Origin of the sequence: Microbispora amethystogenes (genome assembly GCF_016863015.1) — a bacterium.
In the GTDB taxonomy this organism is placed as follows: domain Bacteria; phylum Actinomycetota; class Actinomycetes; order Streptosporangiales; family Streptosporangiaceae; genus Microbispora; species Microbispora amethystogenes.
In genome coordinates, this window is sequence record NZ_BOOB01000038.1 from 132,238 (window position 1) to 158,798 (window position 26,561).

Consider the following 26,561-nt stretch of genomic DNA (forward strand, 5'->3'; position numbering starts at 1 on the left):
TTCCACTTCATGCCGTGAGGGTTCAGAGGAAAGCACACGGGTGGAGGGATTCGCGGAGGTCCGGGGTCTCTGCCTATAGCGGATGAAACGAGGACGTACGGGTAGGAAGGGAGATCGGGCCGGGGGAGCGTGGGGAAGCGACCGATGACGACGGCGTTCATCCTGTGGGGCGGCGGCAGCCTGGGAGCCGCGCAGGTCGGCATGCTCCGCGCGCTCACCGCTCACGGCATCCGCGCCGACATGGTGGTGGGCGCCTCGATCGGGGCGCTCAACGGCGCCTACTACGCCTCCCGCCCGGACGCCGAGGGGGTGGAGGAACTGGCCCGGCTGTGGCTGTCGGTGAGCGGCCACGACGTGTACCCGGTGAGCGGGCCCGACGTGCTCCGCACACTGGTGGGTAACCTGCCCCTCCACCCCCTGCGGGGAGCCCTGCAGGCGCTGGGCGTGCTCAACTACACCTTCCCGCTCAATCCGGCCACGCTGGTCGCGGCCGTGCTGGGCCGCCGCAACTACCTGTTCGGCAACTCCGCCCTGCGGCGGTTCCTCGAACGCATCCTGCCGATCCGCGCCCTGGAGGAGACGCGGACGCCGCTGTCGGTGCTCACCGCGGACGTCCGGACGGGCCGGCCGGTGGTCCTGTCACGGGGGCCCGCGCTGCCGGCGTTGCTGGCCAGCACCGCGATCCCGGCCCTGTATCCCACCGTGACGATCGGCGACCGGGTCCTCATGGACGGCGGCGTCGCCGACCTGACCACCCTCGACTACGCGGTGGACGCGGGCGTCGACGAGGCGTACCTGCTGGCGCCCGGATTCACCTGCCACCTGCCGGCCGCGCCGTCGACGGCGATCGCCATGGCCCTGCACGGCTACAACCTGCTCAGCGAGCAGCGCATCAGCGCCTCGATCAGGCAGAACAGGCGGCGGACCCGCCTCCACGTGCTGCCGCCGCTCTGCCCGGTCGAGGTGCTGCCCGTCGACTTCCGCGCCACAGCCGACATGATCGAACGTGCGACCCTGTCGGCCACCCACTGGCTGGAGCGGCGCGAACCCCACCCCGCTCTCGCCCGCCCGCTCGGCTTCCCGCACGAAGCGGACCATGGGTGGCACCCGCCCGGTTGTTAAAAATCTACGTTGTAAAGGCGCCGCCGGAAAGCTGTCCGTGCAGCCGGCGCGCCTGACGGACAAGTTCACTCGCCCGGCGCCGACCGGCCAGTTCGGCGACGACGGGGAGGTCGCCCCGGGCGTCCGCCCATTCGCCCACGTCGGCGGCGAACCTCATCAGCCGGGTGTGCGCGGGGGTGGCCCGCTCGCCGGGGCGCGGCAGGCGGCCGGGCAGCAGGCCCCGCATGATCTGCCACACCTCCCGATGCGCCCCACGCTCGGCCGCCGTCCGGAGCGCCTCCATGACCCCGGCGAGACCGTCGGGCCTGCGCTCCAGCAGGACGGCGAGTTGCCTGCCGAGCTCCTCGCCGGGCAGGCCGCCGGTGGCGGCCAGGCGCAGCAGCGGCCCTACTGCTCCGCCGACCGGGCCCGCGTGCAGGTAGTGCGCCATGATCAGCGCGACGCCCTGCCCGGCGGGACCGTCCGCCGTGACCAGCAGTTCGAGGTCGGCGGGTGTGGGCTTGTTCAGCGGCCAGAACGACCGCAGCGTCCAGGCCGACCGGGCGGCGGCAAGTTCGCGGTGCCCGGCGAGCACGGCGAGCAGCCGTTCGCACGCCTCGTCGTGGAACCGGGGAGTGAGCAGGTCACCCAGCACCTCCCGGTGCTCCGGTCCGCACACGAACTCCGAGAAGACGCGGACGTCGCCCTGGTGGGTGTCCCAGCGCAAAATCACCTCCGGTTCGGCGGGCCGGTCCGTGAGCCATCGCGCGACTGTGCGCCCCGCCGGGCTCGTCAGGGCGGCGGCCCGCGTGGCGACCTCGCCGGGGACGGTGCGGCCGAGCCGGAGCAGAGCCTGCCGCAGGTCCAGCGGCAGCGCCTGCACGCCGTCGCGCTCGTAGCCCTCGATCCGCTCCACCAGCGCATCCGGGTCGAGGATGCCGTTGGCCCGGGTGGGCGTGCCCAGCAGGTACGCCGGCAGCCGGTCTTCGAGTTGCGCCTGGTAGACCTCGGCGTACCGCATGAGCGTCCAGACTCTCGCGCCCGCACCGTGCCTCATGTCCGGGACCCGCTCCGTGACGGTCTCCGTGCCCTGCGGGTGCGCCTGGCGCCACGCGCCCGGCTCGGCCAGTTCCTTCGCCATCGCCGCGGCCCAGTCGGCGGTGTCCCACCAGGGTGTCCACGGGTGGCTGCGGCTCCAGTGACGGGTGAGCGGAGCCAGGGCGCCGACCAGACGGTCGCGCCCGCCGCCGGTCCGGTGCCGGGCCGCCAGCCGGACGAAGCCGTCCAGCCATCTCTCGTGGGCGCGCCAGTCGTACTCCGTCAGCGTGATCCGGGCCAGCTCCTCCGGCGTCTCGGGGGCGGGCGGCATGGGCGTGGGTTCGGGGACCGCCGGGAGCGGCACGGGGACGAACCGCGCCGGCTCCGGCTCCGGCTCCGGCGCCGCCGCGACCTCGCCGCCGAAGACCGCCGCCAGCCGGGAGCCCTCGTGCGCGGGCAGCGCCGCGACCGCGTCCCGGATCATGTCCGCGCCCAGCGGGGTGAACCGGTCCGCGTGCTTGACCGCCAGCTTCACGGCCCGTTCCCGGGCGTCGCCCGACTCGCTGCCCAGCGCGGCGGTTAGTGCGGGGGCGTAGGCGTCGGCGTCTTCGGCGGGGTCCTTCAGCAACCGGTCGAGCCAGGTCAGCCCGGCCCGCACCAGCCGGCCCTCGGCGCGGAACAGCAGCGCTTCGACGGCCTCACCGGCCTGCTCGGCCGGGATCGGCCCCAGGCGGCGGACCTGCCGGAGCGCGAGGTCGGCCACGTTGGCCGCAGCGGCCGGGAGCAACGCCAGATAGTCCCGCGCGTACGGCGCGATCTCCTCTGGGGAGGGGGCGAGCTGGTCGTGCAGGAAGACGAAGAAGCGCTGGTCGGCGGCCTGCCCGCCGCGCAGGAACCGGCTGCGGCACCCGTCGAGCAGAGCCGCGCGCCCGACCCGGCCGTCCTTGGCAAGGGCGGTCAGCACGGCGGGCCAGTTCCGGTGGGTACGGAGCAGTCTGCCCACGCCCTCGGCCTCGAACAGCCTCGGCAGCATCGCGTCCAGCAGCGGATCCGCGGGCAGGTCGTCGGAGAGAGTCGCGGCGACCCAGGCGAGGGTGAGGGGGTCGTGCTCGGGGGGCTCGGCTCCGCTCTCGCGCAGCAGCCGCAGGGCGAGCCGTACCCGCCGGTCGGGCCGGGGGCGGGCGCCGCGCAACCGCCGCGCCAGCCGTACGGCGAGATCTCTGCGCCATTCCGGCAGCCGGGCCGCCACGACCGCGGCGATGAGCGGGACGTCGTCGGTGTCCGCGGGCTCCCAGCCGCGGTCGAAGTCGCGTCTGTTCAGCCACGTGGCGACGGCCGCGGCGCCGGGGAGAACCGCGGCGCCGGCGACCCGTACGGGCTCGATCCAGCGGTTCCGAACGCTCGGTCCGTCCACCGTGTAGGCCTCGGCGAACTCGTGGACCGATCGCCCCGTCCGCGCGGCCCGCTCGCACAGCTCCTCCCACCGAGCCTGGCGCGCCTGCTCCCGTCTCCTCTCCTCGCGCGCCGCGGCCTCCCGGGCGGCGGGAAGGTATCCGGGCAGTTCCCGCGCCACCTCGCGGCGCGCGTCGTCGTCGAGGTCCAGCACGGCCGTCGCGACGGCGGAGGCGTCGCCGGCGTCTATTCCGGAACGGACCGCGTCCCAGGGGTTCGTCATGATCGGCACCATAGGAGAGCACACCGACAAGATCGGTTCGCGTCCCGCGGCCATGAGGTCGCCGATGTGGGGAACCACCCCTCGCCTGGGCAAGTACGATCGTCCCGTGACCGAAATGACCGAAACGACGCCAGGCTGGCTCGCCCCCGAGGACATCGAGTCCGTACGGGGCCGCATGCCGATCCTGTACGTGGACGCCGTGCCCGTGCGCGTGGACGACACGGGCATCGTCACCCGTGTCGGCCTGCTGCTGCGGATCGGCCCCGACGGAACCGTGAGCCGGGCGCTGGTCTCCGGCCGGGTGTACTACCACGAGCGCATCCGCGACGCGCTCCTGCGTCACCTGGAGAAGGACCTCGGGCCGGTGGCGCTGCCGAGCGTGCCGGTCTCCCCGGCGCCGTTCACGGTGGCCGAGTACTTCCCCACTCCCGGGGTCACGCCGTTCCACGACCCGCGCCAGCACGCGGTCTCGCTGGCGTACATCGTCCCGGTGCGCGGCGACTGCCGTCCCCGGCAGGACGCGCTCGACCTGGAGTGGTTCACGCCCGAGGAGGCGGCCTCCCCGGTCGTGCAGCAGGAGATGACCGGCGGCCAGGGCGTGCTGCTCAAGCAGGCCCTCGCCCACGTCGGCCGGTTGACCTGACGCGGACGCCGCCGCGCCGGGCCGCCCACCCGAGTGATCAGCGACGGCCGGCCCGGACGGCGGCCGGCGAGGCGCCGATGACGCCGGCGAGCCCGGACGGCAGCGGGTAGGGCCGCTCGGCGGGCGGCGCGGCCCTACCGGCACGGATCGCGCCGAGGGTGGCGGTGATGTCGGTGATGGACACGGTCCACGCGTCGACGTAGCGGTCCACGGCCTCCCCGGACAGGCCGATCTGGATCGACCGGTACGGCAGCGGGTGCAGCCGGGCGTCGCGCTCGGGGTCCCACTGGATCCGGACGGGACTCTCACGAAGGCGGGTGGCCCACGCTCTCTGGTCCTCGCCGGGGCCGGGATGGCTGGGACATGAATGGGCAAGCGCCCATTCGAACCCGTCCCGGCTGATCTGTATGGCGAGCACGCGGGTCTGGCCCGGCTTCGCGGCCCAGCCGCTGCGATACATCATCCAGTGGAACGATGGTTTGACCCAGGTCATCCGCTCCCGCTTGAACGGCGGCACGAACCGCTGCGCGGTGACCGCCCGGTCGGCGACGGCGGGATCGTACGCCTGGTAGACGGTGACAATCTCCTCGGTGTAGACGGCACGGATCTGCCGGTACGGAACCTCCATTCCGCCGAGTCTCGTCAGTCCCGGCCGGCGCGGGCAACCGGTTATCGCCGGCGGACGAACATCGGCCGAGTACGCCGGCTCGATCCCGGTCCTATTCCTGGGCGAAGGTGGGGGCGAGCGCCCGCGCCAGGCGGTCCAGCCAGTCGGCCGGGACGCCGCCGATCTGCGGGTACTCCGTGCGGAACTCGTCCCAGTCGACCTCCAGGGAGCGGATCGTCTCCGGGCCGAACGCGGCGGTCCGCCGCTCGCCGAGTGGCTCACGCAGGACCTCGTGGAGCAGGTCGCGGGGGAGCCGGACGCGTTCGGCGAGCAGGACGGCGTCGTAGAGGTCCTTGCCCTGCGGCCACCGGTCGTCGGCCAGCCAGAGCAGCTTCCAGGCCAGCGACAGCTCGGGGGTGGCGGCGAGGACCGGGGTGGCCTCCTCCCCGCCGGCCCGGGGGATCAGCGCGACCTCCGGCGGGACGGGCAGGCGCTCGCCGAAGGTGAAGTCGAGCTGCACGGTTCCCGGCGGAAGGTCACCGGCCCGCCAGGTGAACACCAGACGCCGCCCGGGGACGCGGTCGTAGGTCCAGATCTCGTCCGTCGCGACGTCACCCGGGTCGAAGGCGACCCCGTCGCCGGCCGCTCCGGTGACGACCCCGGCGATGACGTCCTTGAACATCGCGACGGTCAGCGGGCTGCGCAGGACGATCTTGGGCGGGACGACAACCCAGTCGAGGTCGCCCGGTTCGCGCGCCTCATCCCCGGCCCACGCCTCCAGGAGCAGGCTTCCGCGCAGCACGAGGTGGTCCGCCCACGGCGACTCGGCGACGACCCGGACCACGTGGTCGATCGCCTGGCGCCGGGCCCGTCGCCAGCGGCGCCCGGTCTCCGGGTCCTCGAAGGCCGGTTCACCGGCCCGGAAGGCGCGCTCGAACTGCTTGAGCGCCGGGTCGAAGATCGGCGGTTGTCGCGTCCCCGGCCCGTCCGTCACCGGCACGTACGTCGCGGGGAACCGCGGCGTCCCGCGAGGCGGGACCGTGACACCCTCGGGGAGGACGACCCCACAGGTGAACTGCTCCCAGCTTGACGTCATCTCTCCTCGATCCAGCCGTGGTCGGCGCCGGGGTTGTCGTCGTGGACGACGAACTCCCGTTCGGCTTCCAGCACGGCATAGCCATGGCTTCCCAGATCGGACAGCAGCGCCTCGAACCTCCGTAGGGCCGTGGACAGCGCGACGCCCCGGCACCGCTGGGTGACGAACCGCTCGTGCGACCCGTCGGCGCGCCGCCGCCGGGCGTTGCGCGACACGTGCGCGCCGTGGGCCGCGGCGACGGCGGCGAGCGGCGCCGGATCGCCCCGTACGGCGACCTTCACGTGGTGCTCGAAGTAGCGGCCCGGCATCAGGGCGGCGTCCTCGTCGGTCCGGGGGACGTCCTCGTTCCAGGGAGCCGCCTCGATCTTGACCCGGACGACCTTGAAGTTCTCGTCCCGGAGCCTCGCCGACAGGGCGGCCGCGGCGGCCCGCCGTGCGCTGAGCGTGCCCGCGCCCCGGACGGTGAGCATCGGCTGGGAGGGGACCGCGCCGCGTTCGAGCACGATGTGCGTGAACTTGACGCCGTTCTCCCGCGCCCAGGCGCGGAGCCGCTCCGCGTCGCCGGCGGCCACGGTGAGGTGGACGTCGAAGTCGCCCCGGAACTCCGGCTCCGGCCCGCTCATCGGCCGGTCCCGCACCGCGCGTCGCGGGACGACGGCGTGCCCGGTGTACGGAACCGCGCCGCGGGGGGGCATTCGCATGGCGACGACCCTAGTGCCCCCGCGTGGCGTCGTGATCGATCGTCACCCGGCGAGGCGGGGGGCCGTCCTGGTGTGGAGGAGTTCGGTGAACAGGTCGTCCCACAGGGGCATGACGTTCTCCGGGGCGTACGCCCGGGCGGTGGCCGCGGCGGCGGAGCCCATGCGCAGGCGCAGGTCGCGGTCGGCGACCAGCCGGTCGAGGGCCGCGGCGAGGGCGGCCACGTCCTCGGCCGGCACGAGGAGGCCGTCCTCGCCGTCGGTCAGCACGTCGCGGGGGCCGGTGGGGCAGTCGAAGGCCACGATCGGCAGGGCGTGGGTCATCGCCTCGATCATGACCATCGGCAACCCCTCGAACCGGCTGCTCAGCACGTAGACGGAGGACCTGGCGAGCTCGTCGTCGAGGCGGTTGGTGCGGCCCATCAGCGTCACGTGGGCGGACAGGCCGTGCTCGCCGATCAGCGCGCGGAGCTGCGCCTTCTTCGGGCCTGTGCCGAAGATCCGCAGCCGCCACTCCGGATGCTCCCTGGCCACCTGGGCGAACGCCGGGAGCAGCAGGTCGAAGCCCTTCTGCTTGACCAGGCGGCCCGCGGCGACGATCACCGGGTGCTCCTGCCGGGACGGCGTCTGGTTCACCGAGTGGACCGCGTTCGGGATCCGTATGATCCTCGTGCCGGGCAGCGCCGCCTCGTAGTCGCGCCGGTCGCTGTCCGTCAGCACCGCGACCGCGTCGAACGCGCCGTAGTAGCGCGCGATCTCCGCGCGCAGCGTCTCGGGGTAGCTGCCGAGGTTCATGTGCTCCTGCGCCACCCGTACGACGCCGGGGTTGGCGCGGCGGGCGGAGATGAGGTTCAGCGCCGGGCGGGTGGTGACGAGGACGCCGTCCTCGACCGATGCCACGTAGGCGATGGCGGCCTTCTCCACGCGCTCGGTGAAGTAGGCGGCGGCGTACTCGCCGAACGGCACGATCTTGCCGCGCAGCCGCCGCCAGACGCGGCGGCCGAGGGAGTCGGTCCGCACGCCCGCCCGCTGGTCCACCAGCGTGCGGAGAGTGACGGCCGGGTCGAGCCGGAACTGCGGCTCGTCCCGGCGCCGCACCACGCTCACGATCTCCACCTCGTGGCCGAGCGCGGCCATCGCGTTCGCCTGGTTGACCACGGTGCGGATCGTGCCGCCCATGCCGTAGGCGTGCAGGAGCATGTAGCGGATCTTCACCGGCCCTCCTCCTTCGGCAGGTAGCCCCAGCTCCGGCAGATGGGTTTCAGCAGGTCGGGTATCTCGTCCGGGTCCGGCAGGTCGCGTCCGGGCTGGACCCGGCCCGACCGGATCTTGTCGCTCCAGTCGCCGAGGCCCTTCCGCACGACCTCCTGCTCGCCGTACGCGAGCATGCCGGGCTCCCAGGGGACGCCGAGGAAGTCGCAGATCGCGCGGGTCGTCCTCTCCGGCTCGGCGGTGAGGTCCTCGTACCGGACGGTCAGGCCGGTGAGCGCCTTCCTGGCCCGCTGCACCGCCTTCATGTAGCGCAGCGCGTCGGACGCGGCCTCCTCGCGGGTGCGCTTGACGGGGTCGGCCTCGTACCAGGAGGCCGCGATGGAGGCGGGATGACGCAGCAGGAAGATGTACCGGGCGTCGGGCCAGCAGGCGGCGATCCGGGCGTGGGCGAAGGCGTTGGCCGGGGTCTTGTCCACGATCGTCCGCTTGCCGCTGCGGACCAGTTCGCGGTGGAGCACCCGGTCCCACAGCATGTGCTCGAGGTCGGCCTGGTTGTGGCCGAGCGCCTCCATGGCCTTGCGGGAGAGCGCCGTGCCGAACCCCACTGTCAGCCTCCTGACGTGCAGCTCGTGCGGGGCGTGCAGCTCGGGGTGGGCGTTCAGCATCGACCGCAGCAGCGTGGAGCCCGACCGTACGGGAGACATGACGAACACCGGCGCCACCAGCAGCCGGTCCGCCCGAGGGTCGGCCGGCGGGCGCACCAGTTCCTCCGCCGCGGGGGCCGGGGCCTGCCCCTCCGAAGACGGCGTCGCGGTGGGCCGGGCACGGGTGAGCTGGACTCCGGTGAACTTGACGAGTGCGCCGTTGATCCTCCGCTGCCATGTCATGGCCTGCGAGATTACCCATGGATCCGGGGAATTCCCTGAGAGTCCACCCCCTGGCCGGCTCGGATCTCCCGCGCCGTCATGTCCCGGCCGCAACGGGGGAGCGGTGGCTCAGGGATTGAGCCGCTCGTGGGCCGCGCCGTGCCATTCGACGAGCAGTACGGTCGCGTCGTCGTGCAGCCGGTGGTCGTGGTAGTCCATCACGGTGCGGATCAGCCGCCGCAGGGTCTCGGGCACCGGCAGCCCCGCGGCGTTCTGTTTGATCATGAACTCGACGAACCGGCCCAGGCCGAACTCGCCGCTGTCGGGGTTGCGCATCTCGGTGATGCCGTCGGTGTAGAGCAGAAGCCGGTCGCCGGGCTCGAGCTGTTCCCGGCAGAGCGTGACGGGAAGGCCGAGATCGAGGCCCATCGGGTGGGCGGGCGGGCACTTCAGGGTGGAGATCCACCGGCCCCCGCGGATCAGCACCGGCGCGTGGTGGCCACGGTTGACCCAGCTGAACAGGCCGGTGCCCAGGTCGAGGTCGCCGATGATCCCGGTGACGAAGCGGTCGCCCCGCCCGAACTCGTCGATCAGGATCCGCTCGACCGCCTCGCTGGTCCGCGCCAGGCCGAGGCCCTGCCGCCGGTTGTTGCGGCAGGCCGCGACGGCCAGGTTGGCGGTCAGCCCGGCCGACACGTCGTGTCCCATCGCGTCGAAGACCGCGACGTGCGCCACGTTCCCGGAGGTGGAGTAGTCGAACGCGTCCCCGCCGATCTCGTACGCCGGTTCGAGGACCGCGCCGATCGTCACCGCCGGCGTGGCGAAGGTGAGCGGCGGCATCAGGTTCCACTGCATCTCGGCCGCCACGTGCATCGGCCGGCTCCGCACGAGCCGCGCGTGGTCGTCGCTGAACGAGCGCTTGCTCACAACGATCAGGGCGATGAGGGAGGCCATGTGCCGCATCCGGTCGCGGAGATCGTCGTCCTCGGCGTCGGGCTTCATGTGCAGGACGCCCAGGCGCTCGGTGCCGTCCAGCATCGGGACCCACCACTGGACCGGGTTCTCGCTCCGCAGCGTGCGCACCTCCTGCAGGGCGCGGCCGGCGAGCGTGGTGTCGATCTTCAGTTCCTCCGGCTGGGGCTCCTCCTCGCCCGGCCCCCGCAGCCTGCGCAGCACACTCTGCTGCAGGTCGCACAGGTAGACGGAGATGCCGTCGAAGCCCGCAAGGTGTTTGTGGGCGTCGATGAGCGCCGGAATGCCTTCGAAGGCCGTCAGGTGGCTCTCTTCCAGCATGTTCGTCAGCGCGCCCAGCAGATCGTGTTTCTGGGTCGGAGGGGGGATGCCCTGCTCCATTCCGCTCACCCCCAGGGGTCCTTCAGTCCCTACCTTCGATGCTGCCCCTCATCCGGTCCCGAGCCGGTCGGTTTGGGAATTTTGCGAAAAGGTGACGCTCCGGCACGGGCGGGGCCCGTGGGCCGTCGCGCACGCACGCTCCGTACGGGTCTGTGAGAAGGTGAATGAGGACCGTACAACGGGGGCAGGTGAGCGGTCATGCGCGATCAGCGCGGACAGCGGAGAGGACACGTGGGAGGAGACGCGGACGTGGTTGCCGAAAGATCCGGAGCGCGGGACGCGAGAGGCACCTCACCGGAGCCGCTGACGCCGGAGCCGGACGACGGAGGGCTGGAGAAGCTGATCGGCGACAGGACCGACATCGAGACGCCGGCCGCCGAGACGCCGCCGCCGACCGGTGACGAGTCGGCGATGCCCGAGGCCGAGCCGGAAATCGGCCCGACCGCCTGAGGCCCGGCGCTGACATGGCTGACTACGTCGGCGCGGTCGACCAGGGGACGACCAGCACCCGCTTCATGATCTTCGATCGTTCCGGCAACGAGGTGGCCCGCCACCAGCTGGAGCACCAGCAGATCCTGCCGCAGGCGGGCTGGGTCGAGCACAACCCGACCGAGATCTGGGAGCGCACCCGCGCGGTCGCCGAGACGGCCATGCGTACGGCGGGCCTGCGGGCGTCCGACCTCGCGGCGCTCGGCGTCACCAACCAGCGTGAGACGACCGTCGTCTGGGACCGGCGCACCGGCCGCCCCTACTACAACGCCATCGTCTGGCAGGACACCCGCACCGACCGCATCGCCGCGGCGCTGGAACGGGAGGGCAAGGGCGAGGTGATCCGGCGAAAGGCCGGACTGCCGCCCGCCACCTACTTCTCCGGCGGCAAGATCCAGTGGATCCTGGAGAACGTCCCCGGCGTCCGCGAGGCCGCCGAGCGGGGCGACGCGGTCTTCGGCACCACCGACACCTGGCTGCTGTGGAACCTGACCGGCGGCGTGGACGGCGGCGTCCACGTGACCGATCCCACCAACGCGAGCCGCACGATGCTGATGGACCTGGAGACGCTCGACTGGGACGACGAGCTGCTGTCGTTCTTCGGCGTGCCCCGGCGGATGCTCCCCGAGATCCGGCCGTCCTCCAACCCCGGCCTGTACGGCGTGACCCGCGCGGGCGGCTCGCTCGGCGGCGAGGTGCCGCTCGCCGGCGACCTCGGCGACCAGCAGGCCGCCACCGTCGGCCAGGTGTGCTTCGAGCCCGGCATGGCCAAGAACACCTACGGCACCGGCAACTTCCTGCTGCTCAACACCGGCACGGAGCTCGTCCGCTCCGGGCACGGCCTGCTCACCACGGTCTGCTACCAGTTCGGCTCGGCCAAGCCGGTGTACGCCCTGGAGGGGTCGATCGCGGTCACCGGCTCCGCCGTGCAGTGGCTGCGCGACCAGCTCGGCATCATCTCCGGCGCGGCGCAGAGCGAGGCCCTCGCCCGGCAGGTCGAGGACAACGGCGGCGTCTACTTCGTGCCCGCGTTCTCCGGCCTGTTCGCGCCGTACTGGCGCTCCGACGCCCGGGGCGCGATCGTCGGCCTGTCCCGCTACAACACCAACGCCCACCTGGCCCGCGCCACCCTCGAAGCGATCTGCTACCAGACCAGGGACGTCGTCACCGCGATGGAGCAGGACTCCGGCGTCGTCCTCGACGTGCTGCGGGTGGACGGCGGGGTGACGGCCAACGAGCTGTGCATGCAGCTCCAGGCCGACATCCTGGGCGTACCGGTCTCCCGGCCGGTCGTCGCCGAGACCACCGCGCTCGGCGCGGCGTACGCCGCCGGGCTCGCCGTGGGCTTCTGGAAGTCCACCGGCGACCTCCGGCGCAACTGGCACGAGGACCGCCGCTGGGAGCCGACCTGGAGCGAGGAGCGGCGCGAGCGCGGCTATGCCGGATGGCGCAAGGCCGTCCAGCGGACGCTCGACTGGGTCGACGTCGACTGATCGCCCTACCCAAGGTGGGTGAGGAAGAAGTCCCGGACGTCCCCGGCGAGCAGATCCGGCACCTCCATCGCGGCGAAGTGGCCGCCGCGGTCGAACTCCGACCAGTGCCTGATGTCGTACAGCCGCTCGGCCAACGGCCGTACGGACTGCGTGATGTCGTGCGCGAACACCGCCACGCCGACCGGCACCGGGCACGGCCCGATCCCCCGCGCGGTCTCGTGGTGCAGCCGCGCGGAGGAGGCCGCGGTGGCGGTCAGCCAGTAGAGCGAGACGTCGGTGAGCATCCGGTCGTCGCTGACGGGTGAGCGGGGGTCGGCCCACTGCGCGAAGCGCTCGGCGATCCAGACCAGCTGGCCGACCGGCGAGTCGGTCAGCGCGTAGCCGATGGTCTGGGGGGTGAGGGCCTGCAGGGCCTGGTACGGCGGGCGGTTCGCCATCAGCCGCCTGACCTTGTCGAGCCGGGCCTCGTCCGATTCGGACAGCTCCAGCCCGGCGTCCGGCGCCGGCCGGGTCGGCAGGTAGTTGACGTGCACCCCGGCGACCCGCTCGGGCGCCACCGCGCCGAGCGCCAGGGAGATGCCGGCGCCGAAGTCGCCGCCCTGCGCGCCGTAGCGCTCGTATCCGAGACGGCGCATCAGCTCGGCCCAGGCCCGGGCGACCCGGACGACGTCCCAGCCGCGCTCGTGGGTCGGCCCGGAGAAGCCGTATCCGGGGATGGACGGGATCACCAGATGGAAATCGTGCGAGAGCGGCTCGATGACGTCGAGGAACTCCAGGAACGAGCCGGGCCAGCCGTGGGTGAGGATCAGCGCCAGCGCGTCCGGCTTCGCGGAGCGGACGTGGACGAAGTGGATGTTCTGGCCCTCGATCTCGGTGGTGAAGTGGGGGAGCTTGTTGAGCTCCGCCTCGTGCTCGCGCCAGTCGTACCCGATCCGCCAGTGTTCGGCGAGCTCCTTGAGCCGCGCCAGCGGGAAGCCATAGTCCCACCCGGCGCCGGCGATCTCGTCGGGCCACCGGGTGCGGGCGAGCCGGTCGGCCAGGTCGTCGAGGTCTGCCTGGGGAATGTCGATGCGGAACGGCTCGATCATGGTCTCGGCTCCAAGGATCGTTGGATAGGTAAACGTTTGAGTCACTAACGTTTACTCCACGAACGATAGCAGGCGATCGTTAGGGTGCCAAACGGTTAGACTCGTCGCATGGAGACGGAGGAGAAGCCCGCCCGCTGGGAGGGCCTGCCCAGCTGGCTGCTCGGCCAGACCGCCGGTCACGCGCAGCGCCTGGTGGGCGAGGGGTTCTCGTCCGTCGGCGCCCGCGGCTACCACTACCGCGTGCTGGCGGCGCTGGAGGAGCTCGGCCCGGCGAGTCAGGCCGCGCTGGGCCGCCGTAGCGGCATCCACCTCAGCGACATGGTCGCGACGCTCAACGAGCTCGCCGATCGCGACCTGGTCGAGCGCGCCCCGGATCCCTCGGACCGGCGGCGCAACATCATCACGCTGACCCCGGAGGGCAGGCGGCAGCTGCGGCGGCTGGAGAAGCGGCTGGCCGAATGCCAGGACGAGCTGCTGGCTCCGCTGTCACCCGAGGAGCGGCACCGGCTGACCGAGCTGCTGTCGACGCTGCTGGATCACCACAACCGGCGAACCGGCGCCCCCGGCGAGCCGCCGCACTGACCGGTGCCCGCGAGAGGGCCCGCGAGAGGGACGGCGAGGAGAGGGCCCCCGAGGAGGGGCACGGGTGCCCGGGGGACGGCGGTGCCCGGACGGGTCAGCCGGCCTGCCGCACGCGGGCGGCGATGGTCTTCGCGCAGACCAGCGACTCGGTGTGGGTGGTGTCCACTTCCAGGTCGTAGACCACGCCTTCGTGGACGATCGCCGCCTGCGTCAGGGCCATTCCCGGGACCCGGTCTCCCCGGGCCCTCTCGCGCTCGGCGGCGGTCGCGGCGTCGCACCGGACGCCGACCCACAGGACGTCGAGGCCGTCGAGGACGCTCCGCCACCGCTGCTGCGTCGCCGCTCCGCCGAGGAAGACGTCGTCGACGATCACCCCCGCTCCGGCATGGGCCATCGTGGCGATCCCCTTCATCCACGCCGTCTGCAGCGCCATGAAGTCGGGCCCGACGCTCACCCCGCCGTCGGGGGCGAACTCGACTCCCGAGTCCGACGCCCGCATGGCTCGGGGCATCGCCTCGATCAGTGAGTCGACCCCGAAGGTGAGCCACGGCCGCGGCAGGACGTCCTGCAGGTGCCGGGCGATCTCGGACTTGCCCGCGCTGGAACCGCCGTTGAGAACGATCACCTGTGTCGTCACGCCGTACACGATAGAGGCACGCGGCGGTGGCGTTCAGCCCGCCGGAGGGGTGGGCGCCGTACGCGTCAGCGCTTCGAGAAGCTGCCCGGGCGTCTCCACGACGGCGATGACCTCCGGGCCGGTGAACTCCGCCGGGTCGCCGAACCCCCATGTCACGGCGACGGTCCGTACGCCGCACGCGGCGGCTCCGGCGACGTCCTCCACGCGGTCGCCGACCATGACGGCCGCGTCCGGAGGGGCGCCGAGGATGTCGAGCGCGTGGCGGACGACGTCCGCCTTGTGCCGCCGCGACCCGTCGAGCGTCGCCCCGGCGACGTACGCGAAGAAGCCGTCGAGGCCGAAGTGGGCGATGATCTTCGCCGCGAAGACGGCCGGTTTCGACGTCGCCACCGCCAGGGTCCAGCCCTCGGCGACGAGGGCCTCCAGTACGGCGGGGACGCCCGCGATGACCTCGTTCTCGTACATCCCGGTCTCGGCGAAGCGCTCACGGTACGCGTGGATCGCGTCGTCGAGACGCTCCTCCGGCACGCCGAGCATCGAGAGGCCGTCCTGGAGGGGAGGGCCGATCAGGTCGCGGAGCCGTCCGTGGTCCACCTCCGGGAACCCGACGGCCGACAGGGCGTGCCGCAGCGAGGCGACGATGCCGGTCTCGGGGTCGGTCAGCGTCCCGTCGAGATCGAAGAGGCAGAAGCGGGCATCGGTCACGTGAGGCCGTCCGTTCGCGGTGGTCGTGGAGGTGGTGGAGCGGGTGAGAGTGTGCAGGTGGGTACTATTCCAGCCGGTCGTCCGTCCGCTTCGCGCGGGTGCCGGCCGCCGCGCGCGACCTGGTCCCGTGGCGCGCCGATCGCGGAGGTGATCACCGCGACCCGGGGTACACCGGTGAGCGGGAGGTGAGGCCGATGACCACGCCGGAGCGGAGCCGTCCCCACGCGGAGCCCGAGGAGGGCGTGCGGCACGGCCGGCTGTCCGCCCGTCCCGTGGCCGTGCCGCGGGCGGCGTCGCCTCCCGAGCCCGGGACCCACCGGCTCGACGGCCGCGCCCTGCTGCACGTGCCGCCCGGCCTCGGCGCCGGGCCGGCCCCGCTCGCCGTGGTGCTGCACGGCGCCGGCGGCACGGCGGAGCAGGCGCTGGAGTGGCTGGCCCCCGAGGCCGCCCGTCTCGGGGTGCCGCTGCTCGCGCCGCAGGCCGTCTCGGCCACCTGGGACGTGATCGTCGGCGGGTACGGCGCGGACGTGTCGAGGATCGACGCGACCCTGGAGGAGGCGTTCGGCCGCGTGGCCGTCGAGCTCGGCGGCGTGGCCGTCGCCGGGTTCTCCGACGGCGCCTCCTACGCGCTGTCGCTGGGGCTGGCCAACGGCGACCTGTTCCACGCCGTGCTGGCGTTCTCTCCCGGCTTCATGGCGCCGATGATCCGGCACGGGCGGCCCCGCGTCTTCGTCTCGCACGGCACCTCCGACCGGGTGCTGCCGATCGACCGCTGCAGCAGGCGGCTCGTCCCCGAGCTGCGGGACGGCGGATACGACGTGACGTACGAGGAGTTCCGCGGCGGGCACCGGGTCCCGCCCGAGGTCGCCGCGGCCGCCGTCCGATGGTGGCGTAACCCTACCCTCGATGAACCCTTATTCATGTAGGTAATAGGGGTTATTATCGCGGGTATGGGAGCACTGCTCGATCTCGTGCAACTGCGAACGTTCGTGGCCATCGCCGACTGCGGTGGCTTCGGCCGGGCCGCGTCCGCGCTGCGGACCAGCCAGCCGACCGTGAGCCAGCACGTCCGATCGCTGGAACGCGTCGTCGGGCAACCGCTGGTGGAGAAGACCGGCAGGTCCACCCGCTTCACCATGGCGGGCGAGACGCTGCTCGTGGAGGCGCGGCGGCTGCTCGCCGTCCACGACGAGGCCCTCTGCCGGCTGGGGGCCGAGCGGTCGGCGGAGCTGACCGTCGGCGCCGTCGAGCACGCGGGCTACCAGACGCTGCCCGACCTCCTCGGCGCCCTGATGGCGGCGCTTCCCACGCGGGACGTCGTCTTCCGGCTGGACCGCAGCACCCCTCTGGCCGAGGCGACCCAGAAGGGGACGCTGGACATGGCGCTCATCCTCGGCGTCGTGCCCGACGTCGGCGGCAGGCAGGTCGCCACGCTGCCGCTGCGCTGGCTCGCCGCGCCGGGCTGGTATCTCCCGCCGCCGGACCGGCCGGTGCCGCTGGTGGCCTTCCAGGAGCCCTGTGCCCTGCGGCGGCAGGCCGTGAGCGTGCTGGAGGGGCTCGGCTGGCCGGTGCGGATCACCACCGAGGCGGTCAACCTGGAGGGGGTGCTGGCGGCGGCCCGCGCCCGGCTCGGCATCGCCCTGCTGCCCACCGCGTTCGGCGTGCCGAAGGGCCTGGAGGAGATCGCTCCGCTGCCCGCGCAGGACCCGGTCGGGCTGCGCCTGCTGAGCAGGCGGGGGCTCGATCCGGCGATCGAGTCGAGCGCCTGCGCGGCTCTACGTGAATTCTTCTCCTCGGTCGCGGAATTCCCCGGCGCGCTCGCCGCGCAGGTTGCGATAGGGAATTCGAATTGATTCCGATCGGTATCGCGAATGGGTCCGCGACAATGGCGCAATAAGTTGACCGTCGCGTTTTGGCATGGTGTGATTCCGTCGATGTCCTGAATTCTCCTGGTCCGCGGGACGGAAATTCGCCAATCGATCCGCCGGTTCCGCCGGGTTCCGGCCATTTCGGCGTGCCCGCGTGCCCCGCTCTCTTCTTTTTCCATCGCGACAGAAAAGGCGTCACCGATGTCAGTGAGCGACGACACCGCCACCCAAGTGGACGACGAACCGGCCGGGCGGCGGGGCAGCCTGCGGTCCAGGCGTCCGGCGCTCGTGGCGGCCGCCCTGGTCGCGGCCGCGACCGTCGTCCTGGTCCTGGTCGTCACGACGGGAGGCCGGGACGAGCCGTCCGCCGGACGGGCCGGCGCGGCCGGCCCGGTGGCCGGCGGCACCCTCACCTACGCGCTCGCCGGCACGCAGGTGTCGCTCGACCCGGCGGTGGCGGCCACCGCGGTGACCGGCCTGATCGACCGCAACGTCTTCGACTCCCTGGTCGTGCAGACCGGTCCCGCCACCTTCGGGCCCTGGCTCGCCACGAAGTGGGCCGTGTCCGGCGACGGACGGACCTACACGTTCACCCTCAGGGACGGCGTCACCTTCCACGACGGCACGCCGTTCACCGCCGAGGCGGTGAAGGCGACGCTCGACCACGTGGTGGACCCGGCGACCAAGTCGGCGTACGCCGCCTCGCTGATCGCACCGTACGAGAAGTCGCGGGTGGTGAACGACCACGTCGTCGAGGTGACGCTGAAGCGGCCGTTCACCCCGTTCCTGCAGGCCCTCTCGGTGCCGTACCTCGGCATCCAGAGCCCGGCGGCGCTGGCGAAGCCGGTCGCCGACTACCGCCCGGTCGGCACCGGCCCCTTCTCCTACGTCTCCTGGGAGAAGGACAAGCGGGTCACGCTGCGCAGGAACGCCGCGTACGGCTCGCCGCCCGCCGGCGCGTCCCACCAGGGGGCTGCCTACCTCGACAGCCTCGTGTTCGAGTTCGTCCCCGAGGACGCCACCCGGTACGGCGCGCTCACCAGCGGGCAGGTCCAGGCGATCGCGGGTGTCCCGCCGGTCGACGCCGGAAAACTGCGGTCGCTCGGCGGATTCGACTTCACCGCGCAGGAGACGCCGGGCCTGAACTACAACCTCTATCTGAACCAGACCCGCGGGCCGCTGAAGGACGTGCGCGTGCGGCGCGCCCTGTCGGCCGCGGTGAACGTCGACGAGCTGGTGAAGAACATCTACTTCGGCCAGTTCCCCGTCGCGCGCAACCCGCTGAGCCGCACGACGGCGGCCTACGACGCGACGGCCGAGAGCGAACTGGCCTCCTACGACCTCGCCGCGGCGGAGCGGCTGCTCGACGAGGCGGGCTGGAAGAAGGGCTCCGACGGCTACCGCGTCAAGGACGGCAGGACCCTCGCCCTCACCTGGCCCTACTGGGCGGAGGGCAACAAGGAACAGCGCGACGTGCTCGCCGAGGGCATCCAGGCACAGGCCAAACTCGCCGGCATCAAGATCGAGCGACCGGCCGTGGACACCGGCGCGTTCGTCAGCAAATACCTCATCGGCGGCGAATACGACCTCGTCGACGTCAGCTTCGCCCGGCCCACGCCCGACGTGCTGCGCTTCGCGTTCGCCTCGGGCAACACGTACGCCAAGGCCGGCGGCAACGTCGCGCTGGTGGACTCGCCGCAGATCGACACGTGGGTGGAGGAGGCGGCGGAGACGTCCGATCCGGCCACCGCCGCCAAGGACTACGCCGCCGTCCAGCACGAGGTGCTCCGGCAGGCGTACGTGCTGCCGCTCTACACGCCGGTGCAGCTCACCGCCTTCTCCGCCAAGGCGCGCGGCGTCGCCTTCGACGCCCAGACCTATCCGGTCTTCCACGGCGTGTGGCTGGGGGCCTGATCCCGTGCCGCCGCTCGCCCGCCGGTTGACCCGCAGGCTGGCGCTGACCCTGTTCGTGCTGTGGGGCGCCGCCACGTTCGCCTTCGCCGGGATGCGGCTGGTGCCCGGCGACCCCGCCCGCGTCATCGCGGGCGGGGTCCAGGCCAACGCCACACCTCAGGTGCTCGACGCCATCCGCGACGAGTACGGCCTGCGCGAGCCGATCGTCGTGCAGTACGCCCGGTTCCTCGGCCGGCTCCTGCGCGCCGATCTCGGCGGCTCCTACCAGCTGGGCCGGCCGGTGAGCCGGGTGATCGGCGAGCAGATCGGCGCCACCCTGGCGCTCGCGGCGGGGGCGGCCGCCCTCGGCTTCGGCCTCGCGGTGGCGCTCGCCACGCTCACGGCCGGCCGGCCGCGCCTGCGGGCGCTGTCGCGGGCCGTGGAGTTCTGCTCGATCTCGACGCCGAACTTCTGGATCGGCATCCTGCTGCTGGCCGCCTTCTCCTTCCATCTGGGCTGGTTCCCCGTGATCGGCGACGACGGCCCGGCCGCGCTGGTGCTGCCGTGCGCCGCGCTCGCGCTGCCCATCGCCGGAGTGCTGGCCCAGGTCACCAGGGAAGGGCTGGAACGCGCCCTCGACCAGCCGTTCGCGCTGACCGCGCGGGCGCGCGGCGCGACCGAGCACCGCATCCGCGTGCGCCACGCGCTGCGTCACGCCGCCCTGCCGGTGCTGACGCTCTCCGGCTGGGTGCTCGGGGAACTGCTCGCCGGGACCGTGGTCGTGGAGACGGTCTTCGCCCGTCAGGGCCTCGGCCACGTCGTGGTGGCGGCCGTGCGTGGCCGGGACTTCCCGGTCGTGACGGGGGTGGTGGTGCTCTCCGCGCTCGTCTTCTCCCTGATCAACATCGCCGTCGACCTGCTCTACGGGCTCGCCGACCCGCGGATCGGGGCGGCGGCGTGAGCGCGGCCCCGGACGCCGTGACCGGCGGGCCGTACGAGCCGGCGCGGCTGCCGGCCACCCGGGCGTGCCTGACGCGGGTGGGACTGCCGCGGCCGGGCGTCGCGCTGGCCGTCGCGTTCTTCGCACTCGTCTGCCTCGCCGCGGCCTTTCCAAGCGCCTTCGCCCACGCGCCCGACCAGGTGAACCCGGCGCTCGCGCTGCGCGGGCCGACGGCGGGGCACCCGCTCGGCACCGACCAGCTCGGCCGCGACGTGCTCGCCCGGCTGGTCTTCGGCGCGCGGCCGTCGCTCCTCGTCGGCGTGGGCTCCACCCTGCTCGCCGGAGTCGCGGGCGCCGCCTGGGGGCTGCTCGCCGCGCTGGGCGGCCGCGTCGCCGGCGAGGCGGCCATGCGGCTGGCCGACGTGCTGCTGTCGTTCCCGGCCGTCCTGATGGCGCTGCTCGTCGTGGCCGTCCTCGGGCCCGGCACCCGCAACGCCGCCCTGGCCATCACCGTCGCCCTCGCGCCGGGGTTCGCCCGGGTCGTACGCGCGCAGGCGCTCGTCGTGCGCGGCTCGTCGTACGTGCGGGCGGCGGTCGGCCTCGGGCTGGCCCCGGCGCGGATCCTGCTGCGGCACATCGCGCCGAACGTCGTCGCGCCCCTGCTGATCCTGGCCACGGTCAACGTCGGCACCGCGCTCATCGCCGGGGCGTCGCTGAGCTTCCTCGGGCTGGGCCCGCAGCCCCCGGCACCCGAGTGGGGCGCGATGCTCGCGCAGTCCCGCGACTACCTCGACGTGAGCTGGACCCTCGCCCTGTTCCCGGGAGCGGCCATCACGCTGACCGTGATGTCCGCCACCGTCGCCGGGCGCGCCCTGCAGGACCGCTACGAAGGACGGGAGGCCCGATGAGCGGCGACCACCCCTCCGCGCCCCTGCTGGAGGTGGCGGGCCTCTCGGTCGCCTTCGCCACCCGGCACGGCGTCGTACGAGCCGTACGGGACGTCGACCTGTCCCTGCGCGCGGGGGAGTGCCTCGCGGTGGTGGGCGAGTCGGGGTCGGGCAAGAGCGTCACGGCCCGGGCGCTGCTCGGTCTCGCCGGCGCGGGCGCCCGGGTGACCGCGCGGACGCTGGCCTTCGAGGGGCGCGATCTGCGCACGCTGGGCGGCGGCCAGTGGCGGCGGCTGCGCGGCCGCCGCATCGGCTACGTCCTGCAGGACGCGCTGACCTCGCTCGACCCGCTCCGCCGGGTCGGCCTGGAGGTGGCGGAGGCCCTTGAGGTGCACGGCCTGGCGCGCCGCGACGACCTCGACGACCAGGTGATCCGGCTGCTCACCGAGGTCGGGGTGCCCGACCCGCGGGTGAGGTTCCTGCAGTATCCGCACGAGCTGTCCGGCGGGCTGCGGCAGCGGGCGCTGATCGCCTCGGCGATCGCCGCCGGGCCCGCCCTGCTGGTCGCGGACGAGCCCACCACGGCACTCGACGTCACCGTGCAGGCGCAGGTGCTCGGCCTGCTGGAGGAGCGGCGGCGGCGGGGCACGGCGCTGCTGCTCATCAGCCACGACCTCGCGGTCGTCGCCCGCCTCGCCGACCAGGTCGCCGTCATGTTCGCGGGCGAGGTCGTGGAGCGGGGGCCGGCGGCGGCCCTGCTGTCGTCTCCCGCCCACCCCTACACCGCCGACCTGCTCGCCGCCGTGCCCGGCCTGGACGACCCGGATGCCCCCGATGCCACGGACGGGCCGGAGGCGCCGCACGGCCCGGACGCCTCGGATGCCCGAGGCGGCCCGGGCGGGCCGGGCGGGCCGGTGCGCGGGCTGCCGATCGTCCGGACCGGGCCCGCCGCCACCACCGGCTGCCCGTACGCCCCGCGCTGCGCGCTCGCCGACGACCGCTGCCGCTCCGAGCCGCCGCCCCCGGTGTCGTACGGGGAGGGCGGGCCGGAGGGGGAGGACCACATGGTCCGCTGCTTCCACCCCGGGCGGGAGCGGCCCGCCGCCGCCTTCGAAACGCCGGTGGCGCCGGTCCGGGTGAAGAACCGCGCCGTCGTCTCGGTGCGGGGGATCACCAAGCGCTACCGCTCCCCGGACGGATCGCGGCGTACGGCGGTCGGCGACGTGTCGTTCGACCTGCGCGCGGGGGAGGCGCTCGGCCTGGTCGGCGAGTCGGGGTCGGGCAAGAGCACCACGGCGCGGATCGTGCTGGCCGAGATCGTCCCCGACACGGGGACGGTGCTGCTCGACGGAGAGCCGTGGAGCGGGCTGCGCGAACGCGACCGGCGCTCGCGGCGCTCCCGGATCCAGCTCGTCGACCAGGACCCGCTGAGCTCGTTCGACCCGCGCTTCACGGTCGAGCGGGTCGTCGGCGAGGCGGTGCCGGGAAGGATGCCGCGCCGCCGCAGGCGCGAGCGGGCCGCCGCGCTGCTCGGCCAGGTCGGGCTCGACCCGGCCCTGCTCGACCGCGTGCCCGCCCGGCTGAGCGGTGGCCAGCGCCAGCGGGTCGCGATCGCCCGCGCGCTCGCCCCGGGCCCCGAGGTGCTCGTCTGCGACGAGCCGGTGTCCGCGCTCGACGTCACCGTGCAGGCGCAGATCCTGGCCCTGCTCGCCCGGCTGCGGCGCGAGGCCGGGGTGGCGCTGCTGTTCATCTCGCACGACCTGGGTGTCGTCCGCCAGGTCTGCGACCGCGTGGCGGTGATGAAGGACGGCAGGCTGGTCGAGACCGGTGCCGTCGCCGACGTCTTCCGCGCCCCGCGCGCCGCCTACACCGCAGAACTGCTCGCCGCCGTCCCGCGGATCGACCCGGGACGCACGGCGGGAGAACGCCCGCACGCCGCCGTCACCCTGGAGGGCCACCCATGACCTCACCCAACTCCTCACCCGGCTCCTCGGCCGCCTCCTCAGCCGCGGCCTCGCCCGGCTCCGGCCCGCGCGCCGTCATCGTGACAGGCGCGGGGTCGGGCATCGGCCGGGCGACCGCCGAACTGTACGCGGAGCGCGGCGTCGCCGTGCTCGCCGTGGACCACGACGAATACGCGCTCAAGGAGCTCGCCGCGCTCGACAGCGTGCTGACGCTGGCGGGTGACGTGTCGCGGGAGGAGTCCAACCACGCCGCGGTGGAGTTGGCGGTCCGCGAGTTCGGCCGGCTCGACGCGGTCGTGCTCAACGCCGGCATCGGCGGCACCCGGCCGTGGGAGTCCCCGGGGGCGGTGGAGGCCGCCGAACGGATATTCGCCGTCAACCTCCGCGGGCCGATCCTGGGCATCAGGGCCGCCGTGCCCGCGCTGCGCGCCGCCGAGGGCGGGGCGGTCGTGGTGACCGCGTCCGTGGCCGGGCTGCGCGCCGACCCCGGCAACTGGGCGTACAACGCGTCGAAGGGCGCGCTGATCAACCTCGTCCGCGCCGCGGCCATCGACCACGCGCCCGACGGCATCCGGGTCAACGCCCTCGCTCCCGGGCTGACCTGGACGCGGATCAACGCGGGTGTCCGCCGGGACCCCGTGCTCACCGCCGAGATCGAGCGCCGCATTCCGCTCCAGCGGTTCGCCGAGCCCCGCGAGCAGGCCGAGGCCGTCTGGTTCCTGACCTCGCCCGCCGCGTCGTACGTCACCGGGACCGCCCTGGTCGTCGACGGCGGCCTCGACGCGAGCCTCGGCGTCCTCCCGCTGCCGCCCGTACGCCCGTGACCCGCACGTACCAACAGGAAGCATCGACAAGAGAAGGAGACCGCCGATGAGCACTACCGAGACCACCGCCACCGAGATCAACCGTACGGTGGCCAGGCGCTTCTACGAGGAGGTCGTCTCGCAGGGACGGCTCGACGTCCTGGACGAGATCGTCGCCGACGAGGCGACGGACGGCGCGGTGCCCGCCGGGGGCAACCTCGGCCGGGCCGGGTTCGTCCAGCACATCACCTGGCTGCGGGCGGCGGTCGAGGGGGTGACCGCGACCGTGACGGACACCGTCGCCGAAGGTGACCGCGTCGTCGTCTACTGGACCATCGAGGGCGTGCAGCGCGGCGAGGTGTTCGGCGCGCCGCCGAGCGGGCGCCGCTTCAGCGGCCAGAGCATCAGCACGATCCGGTTCCGCGACGGCAGGATCGTGGAGTACGAGGTGCTGCCCGACCGCCTGGGCATCCTGCAGCAGCTCAGCGCCTGAGGCACTCGGGAAGGACCGTGGGGATGGGCGCGGGGATGGGCGCAGGGAGGGGCGCCGAGTGGGCGCTGTGAAGGTGGGGCGCCGGACGCGTCCGTCTCCGCCGTCGCTCTCTCCACCGGTCCTTCCGCCGGCCCTCTCCGCCGTCGCTCTTCGTCGGCCCTCTCCGCCGACTCGGCCGGTCGGCTCGGGCGGCCGGTGAGCCGGCCGTCAGGCGCGGCCGGGGCGGTCGAGGAATCGGCGCAGGCCGTCCCGCACGCCGTCGGTGGGCACGGTGGCGGCGAAGCAGGCCGCCTCGACCGCCAGTCCCTCGTCGATCGGCAGGTTGATCCCCCGGGTGACCGACCGGAGGCAGGCCGCGACGGCCGTCGGCGCGTGCCGGGTGATCCGGCCGGCCAGGTCCCGCGCGGCGCCGAGCAGGTCGGCGGCGGGCACGACGGCGTTGACCAGGCCGATCTCGGCGGCCCTGGCGGCGGGGATCGGGTCGCCGGTCAGGATCATCTCCAGGCCGCGCTTGCGGCCCACGTGGCGCGGCAGCCGCTGGGAGCCGCCGAACGGCGGGGGGAAACCGAGGGTGATCTCTGGCTTGGCGAACGTCGCGTGATCGGCGGCGAGTGCGAGCGGGGCGGCCTCGACGATCTCGCAGCCGGCGCCGTAGGCGAGCCCGTTGACCGCGACGATCACCGGTTTGGGGAACTCCTCGATCCGCCGGGTCAGCGCGTGACCCCGGCGGACGATCTCACGCAGGGCGCGCTCGGTCCCGCCCGCGACGCTGGCCGCGAGGGAGGGGATGTCCGCCCCCGCGCTGAACGCCCTGCGGCCGGCGCCGGTCAGCACGACCGCGCGGACCGCGTCGTCGGCGTCAAGGCGGTCGAGCGCGGCGAGCAGCGCGTCGACGGCCGGATAGTCGAGCGCGTTGAGCTTGGGCTCCCGGTTGATCGTGATCGTCGCCAGGTGGTCGTTCCGCTCCACGTGGATGGTCATGGCCGGGGCTCCGTTCGCTCCATACGCGGGGGGAGGTGGTCGCACCGAGCCTAGGAACCGTAATCTGGGACGATCCAGAAATCGTCCCAGATACAGGGCTCAACCCACATGCGGCCACCGTCCTACAAGGGGATCGCCGACGAGTTCGCGGCGGCGATCCGCTCCGGCGCGCTCCCGCCGGGAGCCCGGCTCCCGGCGCATCGCAATCTCGCGCGTGAACGGCGGATCGCGCTGGGCACGGCCACCCGGGTCTACGCCGAACTGGCGGCGATGGGGCTGGTCGTGGGTGAGCCGGGGCGGGGGACGTTCGTCCGGCACCGGTCCGGCTACGACGGGCCGGAACCGTCGCGCGCCCTGCCGGTGCCGCGCGTCGCCGACCTGTCGTTCAACCAGCCGCTGGACCCGGACCAGGCGGGCGCGCTGCGCGTGGCCCTGCGGACCCTCGCCGCGTCGGGAGACGTCGAGTCACTGCTCCGCCAGCACCCCGCGGGCGGTCGCCGCCACGACCGCGCGGTCGTGGCCACCTACCTGCTCGGCCGCGGGATCGACGCCGCGCCGGACGACGTGCTGCTGACGGGCGGGACCCAGCAGGCGCTCGACGCCGTGCTGCGCGCGCTCACCCGGCCCGGCGACGTGCTGGCCGTCGACGCGCTGAGCTATCCCGGCATCAGGCTCCTCGCCGCGGCGTACGGCCTCGACCTCGCGCCCGTGCCCGTGACCCCGGCGGGCCCCGACCTCGCCGTGCTCGACCGGCTGTGCCGCACGCGGCCCGTCCGCGCGATTTACACGATGCCCACCCTGCACAACCCGCTCGGCTGGGTCCTCGACCGGGAGGCCCGCGCCCGCGTCGTCGAGATCGCCCGCGCCGCCGGCTGCCTGATCGTCGAGGACGGCACGTACGCGTTCCTCGACGCCGCGCCGCCTCCTCCGCTGCGGGCACTCGCCCCCGAACGCACCTGCTACGTCGCCGGCCTGTCGAAGAACGTGGCGGCCGGGCTCCGGTTCGGCTTCGCCGTGGTGCCCGGACGGCTCGCCGGGGCCGTCACCAGGAGCCTGCGCTCGGCCGCGTGGAGCGCGCCGGGGATCGTCACCGCGCTCGCCACCGGCTGGATCGCGGACGGCACGGTCACCCGGTTGGAGGAGGCCCGACGGCGGGACGCCGCCACCCGGCAGGAGATCGCCCAGGCGGCGCTCGGCGGCATGGACGTCGTCGCCCACCCGGGGTCGTACATCGTCTGGCTCGGCCTGGAGCCACACCAGCGTCCCGACCACGTGGCGGCCGTGCTCGCGGAGGAGGGGATCCTCGTGTCGACCGCCGACGCGTTCGCCACCGGAGCCTGGCGTCCGCCCGCGATCCGGCTGGCGTTGGCCACGCCACCCCTGGACGACCTCGGGCCCGCGTTGCGCCGCCTGAGATCCGCGATCGAGGCGATCCCGCCGTGAGGCGCC

General features: G+C 73.5%; 25 protein-coding genes. 14 read left to right on the forward strand and 11 right to left on the reverse strand.

Going from position 1 to position 26,561, the window contains the following annotated elements; all coding sequences use genetic code 11:
• Nucleotides 1–144: 144 nt before the first annotated feature.
• Entirely contained in the window at nt 145–1,122 is a 978-nt protein-coding gene (locus Mam01_RS24460; protein ID WP_204287544.1) for a patatin-like phospholipase family protein, read from the forward strand.
• Between the two features lie 4 nt (nt 1,123–1,126).
• Here the strand turns inward: Mam01_RS24460 and Mam01_RS24465 are convergent, their stop codons facing one another.
• Nucleotides 1,127–3,814, reverse strand: coding sequence for a hypothetical protein (locus Mam01_RS24465; RefSeq protein ID WP_204287545.1), 2,688 nt, complete (start codon nt 3,812–3,814; stop codon nt 1,127–1,129).
• Between the two features lie 106 nt (nt 3,815–3,920).
• Between Mam01_RS24465 and Mam01_RS24470 the strand changes: the two genes are divergently transcribed.
• Nucleotides 3,921–4,457 carry an NUDIX hydrolase family protein gene (locus tag Mam01_RS24470; RefSeq protein WP_263641841.1) on the forward strand — a complete coding sequence of 179 codons (537 nt, stop codon included), beginning with the start codon at nt 3,921–3,923 and terminating at the stop codon, nt 4,455–4,457.
• Nucleotides 4,458–4,494: 37 nt separating this feature from the next.
• Here the strand turns inward: Mam01_RS24470 and Mam01_RS24475 are convergent, their stop codons facing one another.
• The 6 genes from Mam01_RS24475 to Mam01_RS24500 form a co-directional block, all read right to left on the reverse strand.
• The gene (locus Mam01_RS24475; RefSeq protein WP_204287546.1) at nt 4,495–5,085 is read right to left on the reverse strand and encodes a DUF4291 domain-containing protein; all 591 of its coding nucleotides are present in this window, start codon (nt 5,083–5,085) and stop codon (nt 4,495–4,497) included.
• A gap of 91 nt (nt 5,086–5,176) precedes the next feature.
• On the reverse strand, nt 5,177–6,160 hold the full coding sequence (locus Mam01_RS24480) for a nucleotidyl transferase AbiEii/AbiGii toxin family protein (RefSeq protein ID WP_204287547.1): 984 nt from the start codon (nt 6,158–6,160) through the stop codon (nt 5,177–5,179).
• Nucleotides 6,157–6,861, reverse strand: coding sequence for a hypothetical protein (locus tag Mam01_RS24485; protein WP_239101570.1), 705 nt, complete (start codon nt 6,859–6,861; stop codon nt 6,157–6,159). Before Mam01_RS24485 ends, Mam01_RS24480 begins: the two co-directional genes overlap by 4 nt.
• Nucleotides 6,862–6,903: 42 nt before the next feature.
• Nucleotides 6,904–8,073, reverse strand: a complete 1,170-nt coding sequence (locus tag Mam01_RS24490; protein ID WP_204287548.1) for a glycosyltransferase family 4 protein — start codon at nt 8,071–8,073, stop codon at nt 6,904–6,906.
• Nucleotides 8,070–8,957 carry a sulfotransferase family protein gene (locus tag Mam01_RS24495; protein ID WP_204287549.1) on the reverse strand — a complete coding sequence of 296 codons (888 nt, stop codon included), beginning with the start codon at nt 8,955–8,957 and terminating at the stop codon, nt 8,070–8,072. The genes Mam01_RS24490 and Mam01_RS24495 overlap by 4 nt, the downstream gene beginning before the upstream one ends.
• A 108-nt stretch (nt 8,958–9,065) precedes the next feature.
• The gene (locus Mam01_RS24500; protein WP_204287580.1) at nt 9,066–10,289 is read right to left on the reverse strand and encodes a PP2C family protein-serine/threonine phosphatase; all 1,224 of its coding nucleotides are present in this window, start codon (nt 10,287–10,289) and stop codon (nt 9,066–9,068) included.
• 249 nt (nt 10,290–10,538) lie between these two features.
• Between Mam01_RS24500 and Mam01_RS24505 the strand changes: the two genes are divergently transcribed.
• Both Mam01_RS24505 and glpK read left to right on the forward strand, forming a co-directional pair.
• Nucleotides 10,539–10,739 carry a hypothetical protein gene (locus Mam01_RS24505; protein ID WP_150934992.1) on the forward strand — a complete coding sequence of 67 codons (201 nt, stop codon included), beginning with the start codon at nt 10,539–10,541 and terminating at the stop codon, nt 10,737–10,739.
• A gap of 14 nt (nt 10,740–10,753) precedes the next feature.
• Nucleotides 10,754–12,271, forward strand: a complete 1,518-nt coding sequence (gene glpK / locus Mam01_RS24510; RefSeq protein ID WP_204287550.1) for a glycerol kinase GlpK — start codon at nt 10,754–10,756, stop codon at nt 12,269–12,271.
• Between the two features lie 5 nt (nt 12,272–12,276).
• Here glpK and Mam01_RS24515 read toward each other — a convergent pair whose 3' ends face one another.
• The gene (locus Mam01_RS24515; RefSeq protein WP_204287551.1) at nt 12,277–13,359 is read right to left on the reverse strand and encodes an epoxide hydrolase family protein; all 1,083 of its coding nucleotides are present in this window, start codon (nt 13,357–13,359) and stop codon (nt 12,277–12,279) included.
• Nucleotides 13,360–13,467: 108 nt separating this feature from the next.
• On the opposite strand from Mam01_RS24515, the gene Mam01_RS24520 reads away from it, so the two are divergent.
• Nucleotides 13,468–13,941, forward strand: coding sequence for a MarR family winged helix-turn-helix transcriptional regulator (locus tag Mam01_RS24520; RefSeq protein ID WP_204287552.1), 474 nt, complete (start codon nt 13,468–13,470; stop codon nt 13,939–13,941).
• Between the two features lie 94 nt (nt 13,942–14,035).
• On the opposite strand, the gene cpt is transcribed toward Mam01_RS24520, so the two are convergent.
• Both cpt and Mam01_RS24530 read right to left on the reverse strand, forming a co-directional pair.
• A complete protein-coding gene (cpt, locus tag Mam01_RS24525; protein ID WP_239101571.1) occupies nt 14,036–14,578 on the reverse strand; it encodes a chloramphenicol phosphotransferase CPT in 543 nt (180 codons plus the stop codon).
• A 33-nt stretch (nt 14,579–14,611) separates the two neighbouring features.
• Entirely contained in the window at nt 14,612–15,283 is a 672-nt protein-coding gene (locus tag Mam01_RS24530) for an HAD hydrolase-like protein (protein WP_204287553.1), read from the reverse strand.
• Between the two features lie 194 nt (nt 15,284–15,477).
• Here Mam01_RS24530 and Mam01_RS24535 point away from each other — a divergent pair, with 194 nt between their 5' ends.
• From Mam01_RS24535 to Mam01_RS24570, 8 genes are all read left to right on the forward strand, one after another.
• A complete protein-coding gene (locus Mam01_RS24535) occupies nt 15,478–16,209 on the forward strand; it encodes an alpha/beta hydrolase (protein ID WP_204287554.1) in 732 nt (243 codons plus the stop codon).
• 24 nt (nt 16,210–16,233) lie between these two features.
• Entirely contained in the window at nt 16,234–17,136 is a 903-nt protein-coding gene (locus tag Mam01_RS24540) for a LysR family transcriptional regulator (RefSeq protein WP_204287555.1), read from the forward strand.
• A 216-nt stretch (nt 17,137–17,352) separates the two neighbouring features.
• On the forward strand, nt 17,353–19,065 hold the full coding sequence (locus tag Mam01_RS24545) for an ABC transporter substrate-binding protein (protein ID WP_204287556.1): 1,713 nt from the start codon (nt 17,353–17,355) through the stop codon (nt 19,063–19,065).
• Nucleotides 19,066–19,069: 4 nt separating this feature from the next.
• Nucleotides 19,070–20,005 (forward strand): ABC transporter permease, encoded by a 936-nt coding sequence (locus tag Mam01_RS24550; protein WP_239101572.1) that lies wholly within the window; start codon nt 19,070–19,072, stop codon nt 20,003–20,005.
• On the forward strand, nt 20,002–20,892 hold the full coding sequence (locus Mam01_RS24555; protein WP_239101573.1) for an ABC transporter permease: 891 nt from the start codon (nt 20,002–20,004) through the stop codon (nt 20,890–20,892). Before Mam01_RS24550 ends, Mam01_RS24555 begins: the two co-directional genes overlap by 4 nt.
• A complete protein-coding gene (locus tag Mam01_RS24560) occupies nt 20,889–22,835 on the forward strand; it encodes a dipeptide ABC transporter ATP-binding protein (protein ID WP_204287557.1) in 1,947 nt (648 codons plus the stop codon). Before Mam01_RS24555 ends, Mam01_RS24560 begins: the two co-directional genes overlap by 4 nt.
• Complete coding sequence (locus Mam01_RS24565; RefSeq protein ID WP_204287558.1) at nt 22,832–23,659, forward strand: SDR family NAD(P)-dependent oxidoreductase; 828 nt, start codon at nt 22,832–22,834, stop codon at nt 23,657–23,659. Before Mam01_RS24560 ends, Mam01_RS24565 begins: the two co-directional genes overlap by 4 nt.
• A 46-nt stretch (nt 23,660–23,705) precedes the next feature.
• Nucleotides 23,706–24,131 (forward strand): ester cyclase, encoded by a 426-nt coding sequence (locus Mam01_RS24570; protein ID WP_204287559.1) that lies wholly within the window; start codon nt 23,706–23,708, stop codon nt 24,129–24,131.
• 207 nt (nt 24,132–24,338) lie between these two features.
• On the opposite strand, the gene Mam01_RS24575 is transcribed toward Mam01_RS24570, so the two are convergent.
• Nucleotides 24,339–25,112 carry an enoyl-CoA hydratase-related protein gene (locus Mam01_RS24575; protein ID WP_204287560.1) on the reverse strand — a complete coding sequence of 258 codons (774 nt, stop codon included), beginning with the start codon at nt 25,110–25,112 and terminating at the stop codon, nt 24,339–24,341.
• A 108-nt stretch (nt 25,113–25,220) separates the two neighbouring features.
• On the opposite strand from Mam01_RS24575, the gene Mam01_RS24580 reads away from it, so the two are divergent.
• Nucleotides 25,221–26,555 carry an aminotransferase-like domain-containing protein gene (locus Mam01_RS24580; protein WP_204287561.1) on the forward strand — a complete coding sequence of 445 codons (1,335 nt, stop codon included), beginning with the start codon at nt 25,221–25,223 and terminating at the stop codon, nt 26,553–26,555.
• Nucleotides 26,556–26,561: the final 6 nt, after the last annotated feature.

Bases quoted from the DNA above. Each gene is read 5' to 3' on its own strand.
- Mam01_RS24570 (WP_204287559.1), top strand. From the start codon at position 23,706: ATGAGCACTACCGAGACCACCGCCACCGAGATCAACCGTACGGTGGCC.
- Mam01_RS24545 (WP_204287556.1), top strand. From the start codon at position 17,353: ATGTCAGTGAGCGACGACACCGCCACCCAAGTGGACGACGAACCGGCC.
- Mam01_RS24465 (WP_204287545.1), bottom strand. From the start codon at position 3,814: ATGACGAACCCCTGGGACGCGGTCCGTTCCGGAATAGACGCCGGCGAC.
- Mam01_RS24540 (WP_204287555.1), top strand. From the start codon at position 16,234: ATGGGAGCACTGCTCGATCTCGTGCAACTGCGAACGTTCGTGGCCATC.
- Mam01_RS24475 (WP_204287546.1), bottom strand. From the start codon at position 5,085: ATGGAGGTTCCGTACCGGCAGATCCGTGCCGTCTACACCGAGGAGATT.
- Mam01_RS24565 (WP_204287558.1), top strand. From the start codon at position 22,832: ATGACCTCACCCAACTCCTCACCCGGCTCCTCGGCCGCCTCCTCAGCC.
- Mam01_RS24460 (WP_204287544.1), top strand. From the start codon at position 145: ATGACGACGGCGTTCATCCTGTGGGGCGGCGGCAGCCTGGGAGCCGCG.
- Mam01_RS24485 (WP_239101570.1), bottom strand. From the start codon at position 6,861: ATGCGAATGCCCCCCCGCGGCGCGGTTCCGTACACCGGGCACGCCGTC.
- Mam01_RS24520 (WP_204287552.1), top strand. From the start codon at position 13,468: ATGGAGACGGAGGAGAAGCCCGCCCGCTGGGAGGGCCTGCCCAGCTGG.
- Mam01_RS24480 (WP_204287547.1), bottom strand. From the start codon at position 6,160: ATGACGTCAAGCTGGGAGCAGTTCACCTGTGGGGTCGTCCTCCCCGAG.
- Mam01_RS24560 (WP_204287557.1), top strand. From the start codon at position 20,889: ATGAGCGGCGACCACCCCTCCGCGCCCCTGCTGGAGGTGGCGGGCCTC.
- Mam01_RS24535 (WP_204287554.1), top strand. From the start codon at position 15,478: ATGACCACGCCGGAGCGGAGCCGTCCCCACGCGGAGCCCGAGGAGGGC.
- Mam01_RS24515 (WP_204287551.1), bottom strand. From the start codon at position 13,359: ATGATCGAGCCGTTCCGCATCGACATTCCCCAGGCAGACCTCGACGAC.
- glpK (WP_204287550.1), top strand. From the start codon at position 10,754: ATGGCTGACTACGTCGGCGCGGTCGACCAGGGGACGACCAGCACCCGC.
- Mam01_RS24495 (WP_204287549.1), bottom strand. From the start codon at position 8,957: ATGACATGGCAGCGGAGGATCAACGGCGCACTCGTCAAGTTCACCGGA.
- Mam01_RS24575 (WP_204287560.1), bottom strand. From the start codon at position 25,112: ATGACCATCCACGTGGAGCGGAACGACCACCTGGCGACGATCACGATC.
- Mam01_RS24500 (WP_204287580.1), bottom strand. From the start codon at position 10,289: ATGGAGCAGGGCATCCCCCCTCCGACCCAGAAACACGATCTGCTGGGC.
- Mam01_RS24580 (WP_204287561.1), top strand. From the start codon at position 25,221: ATGCGGCCACCGTCCTACAAGGGGATCGCCGACGAGTTCGCGGCGGCG.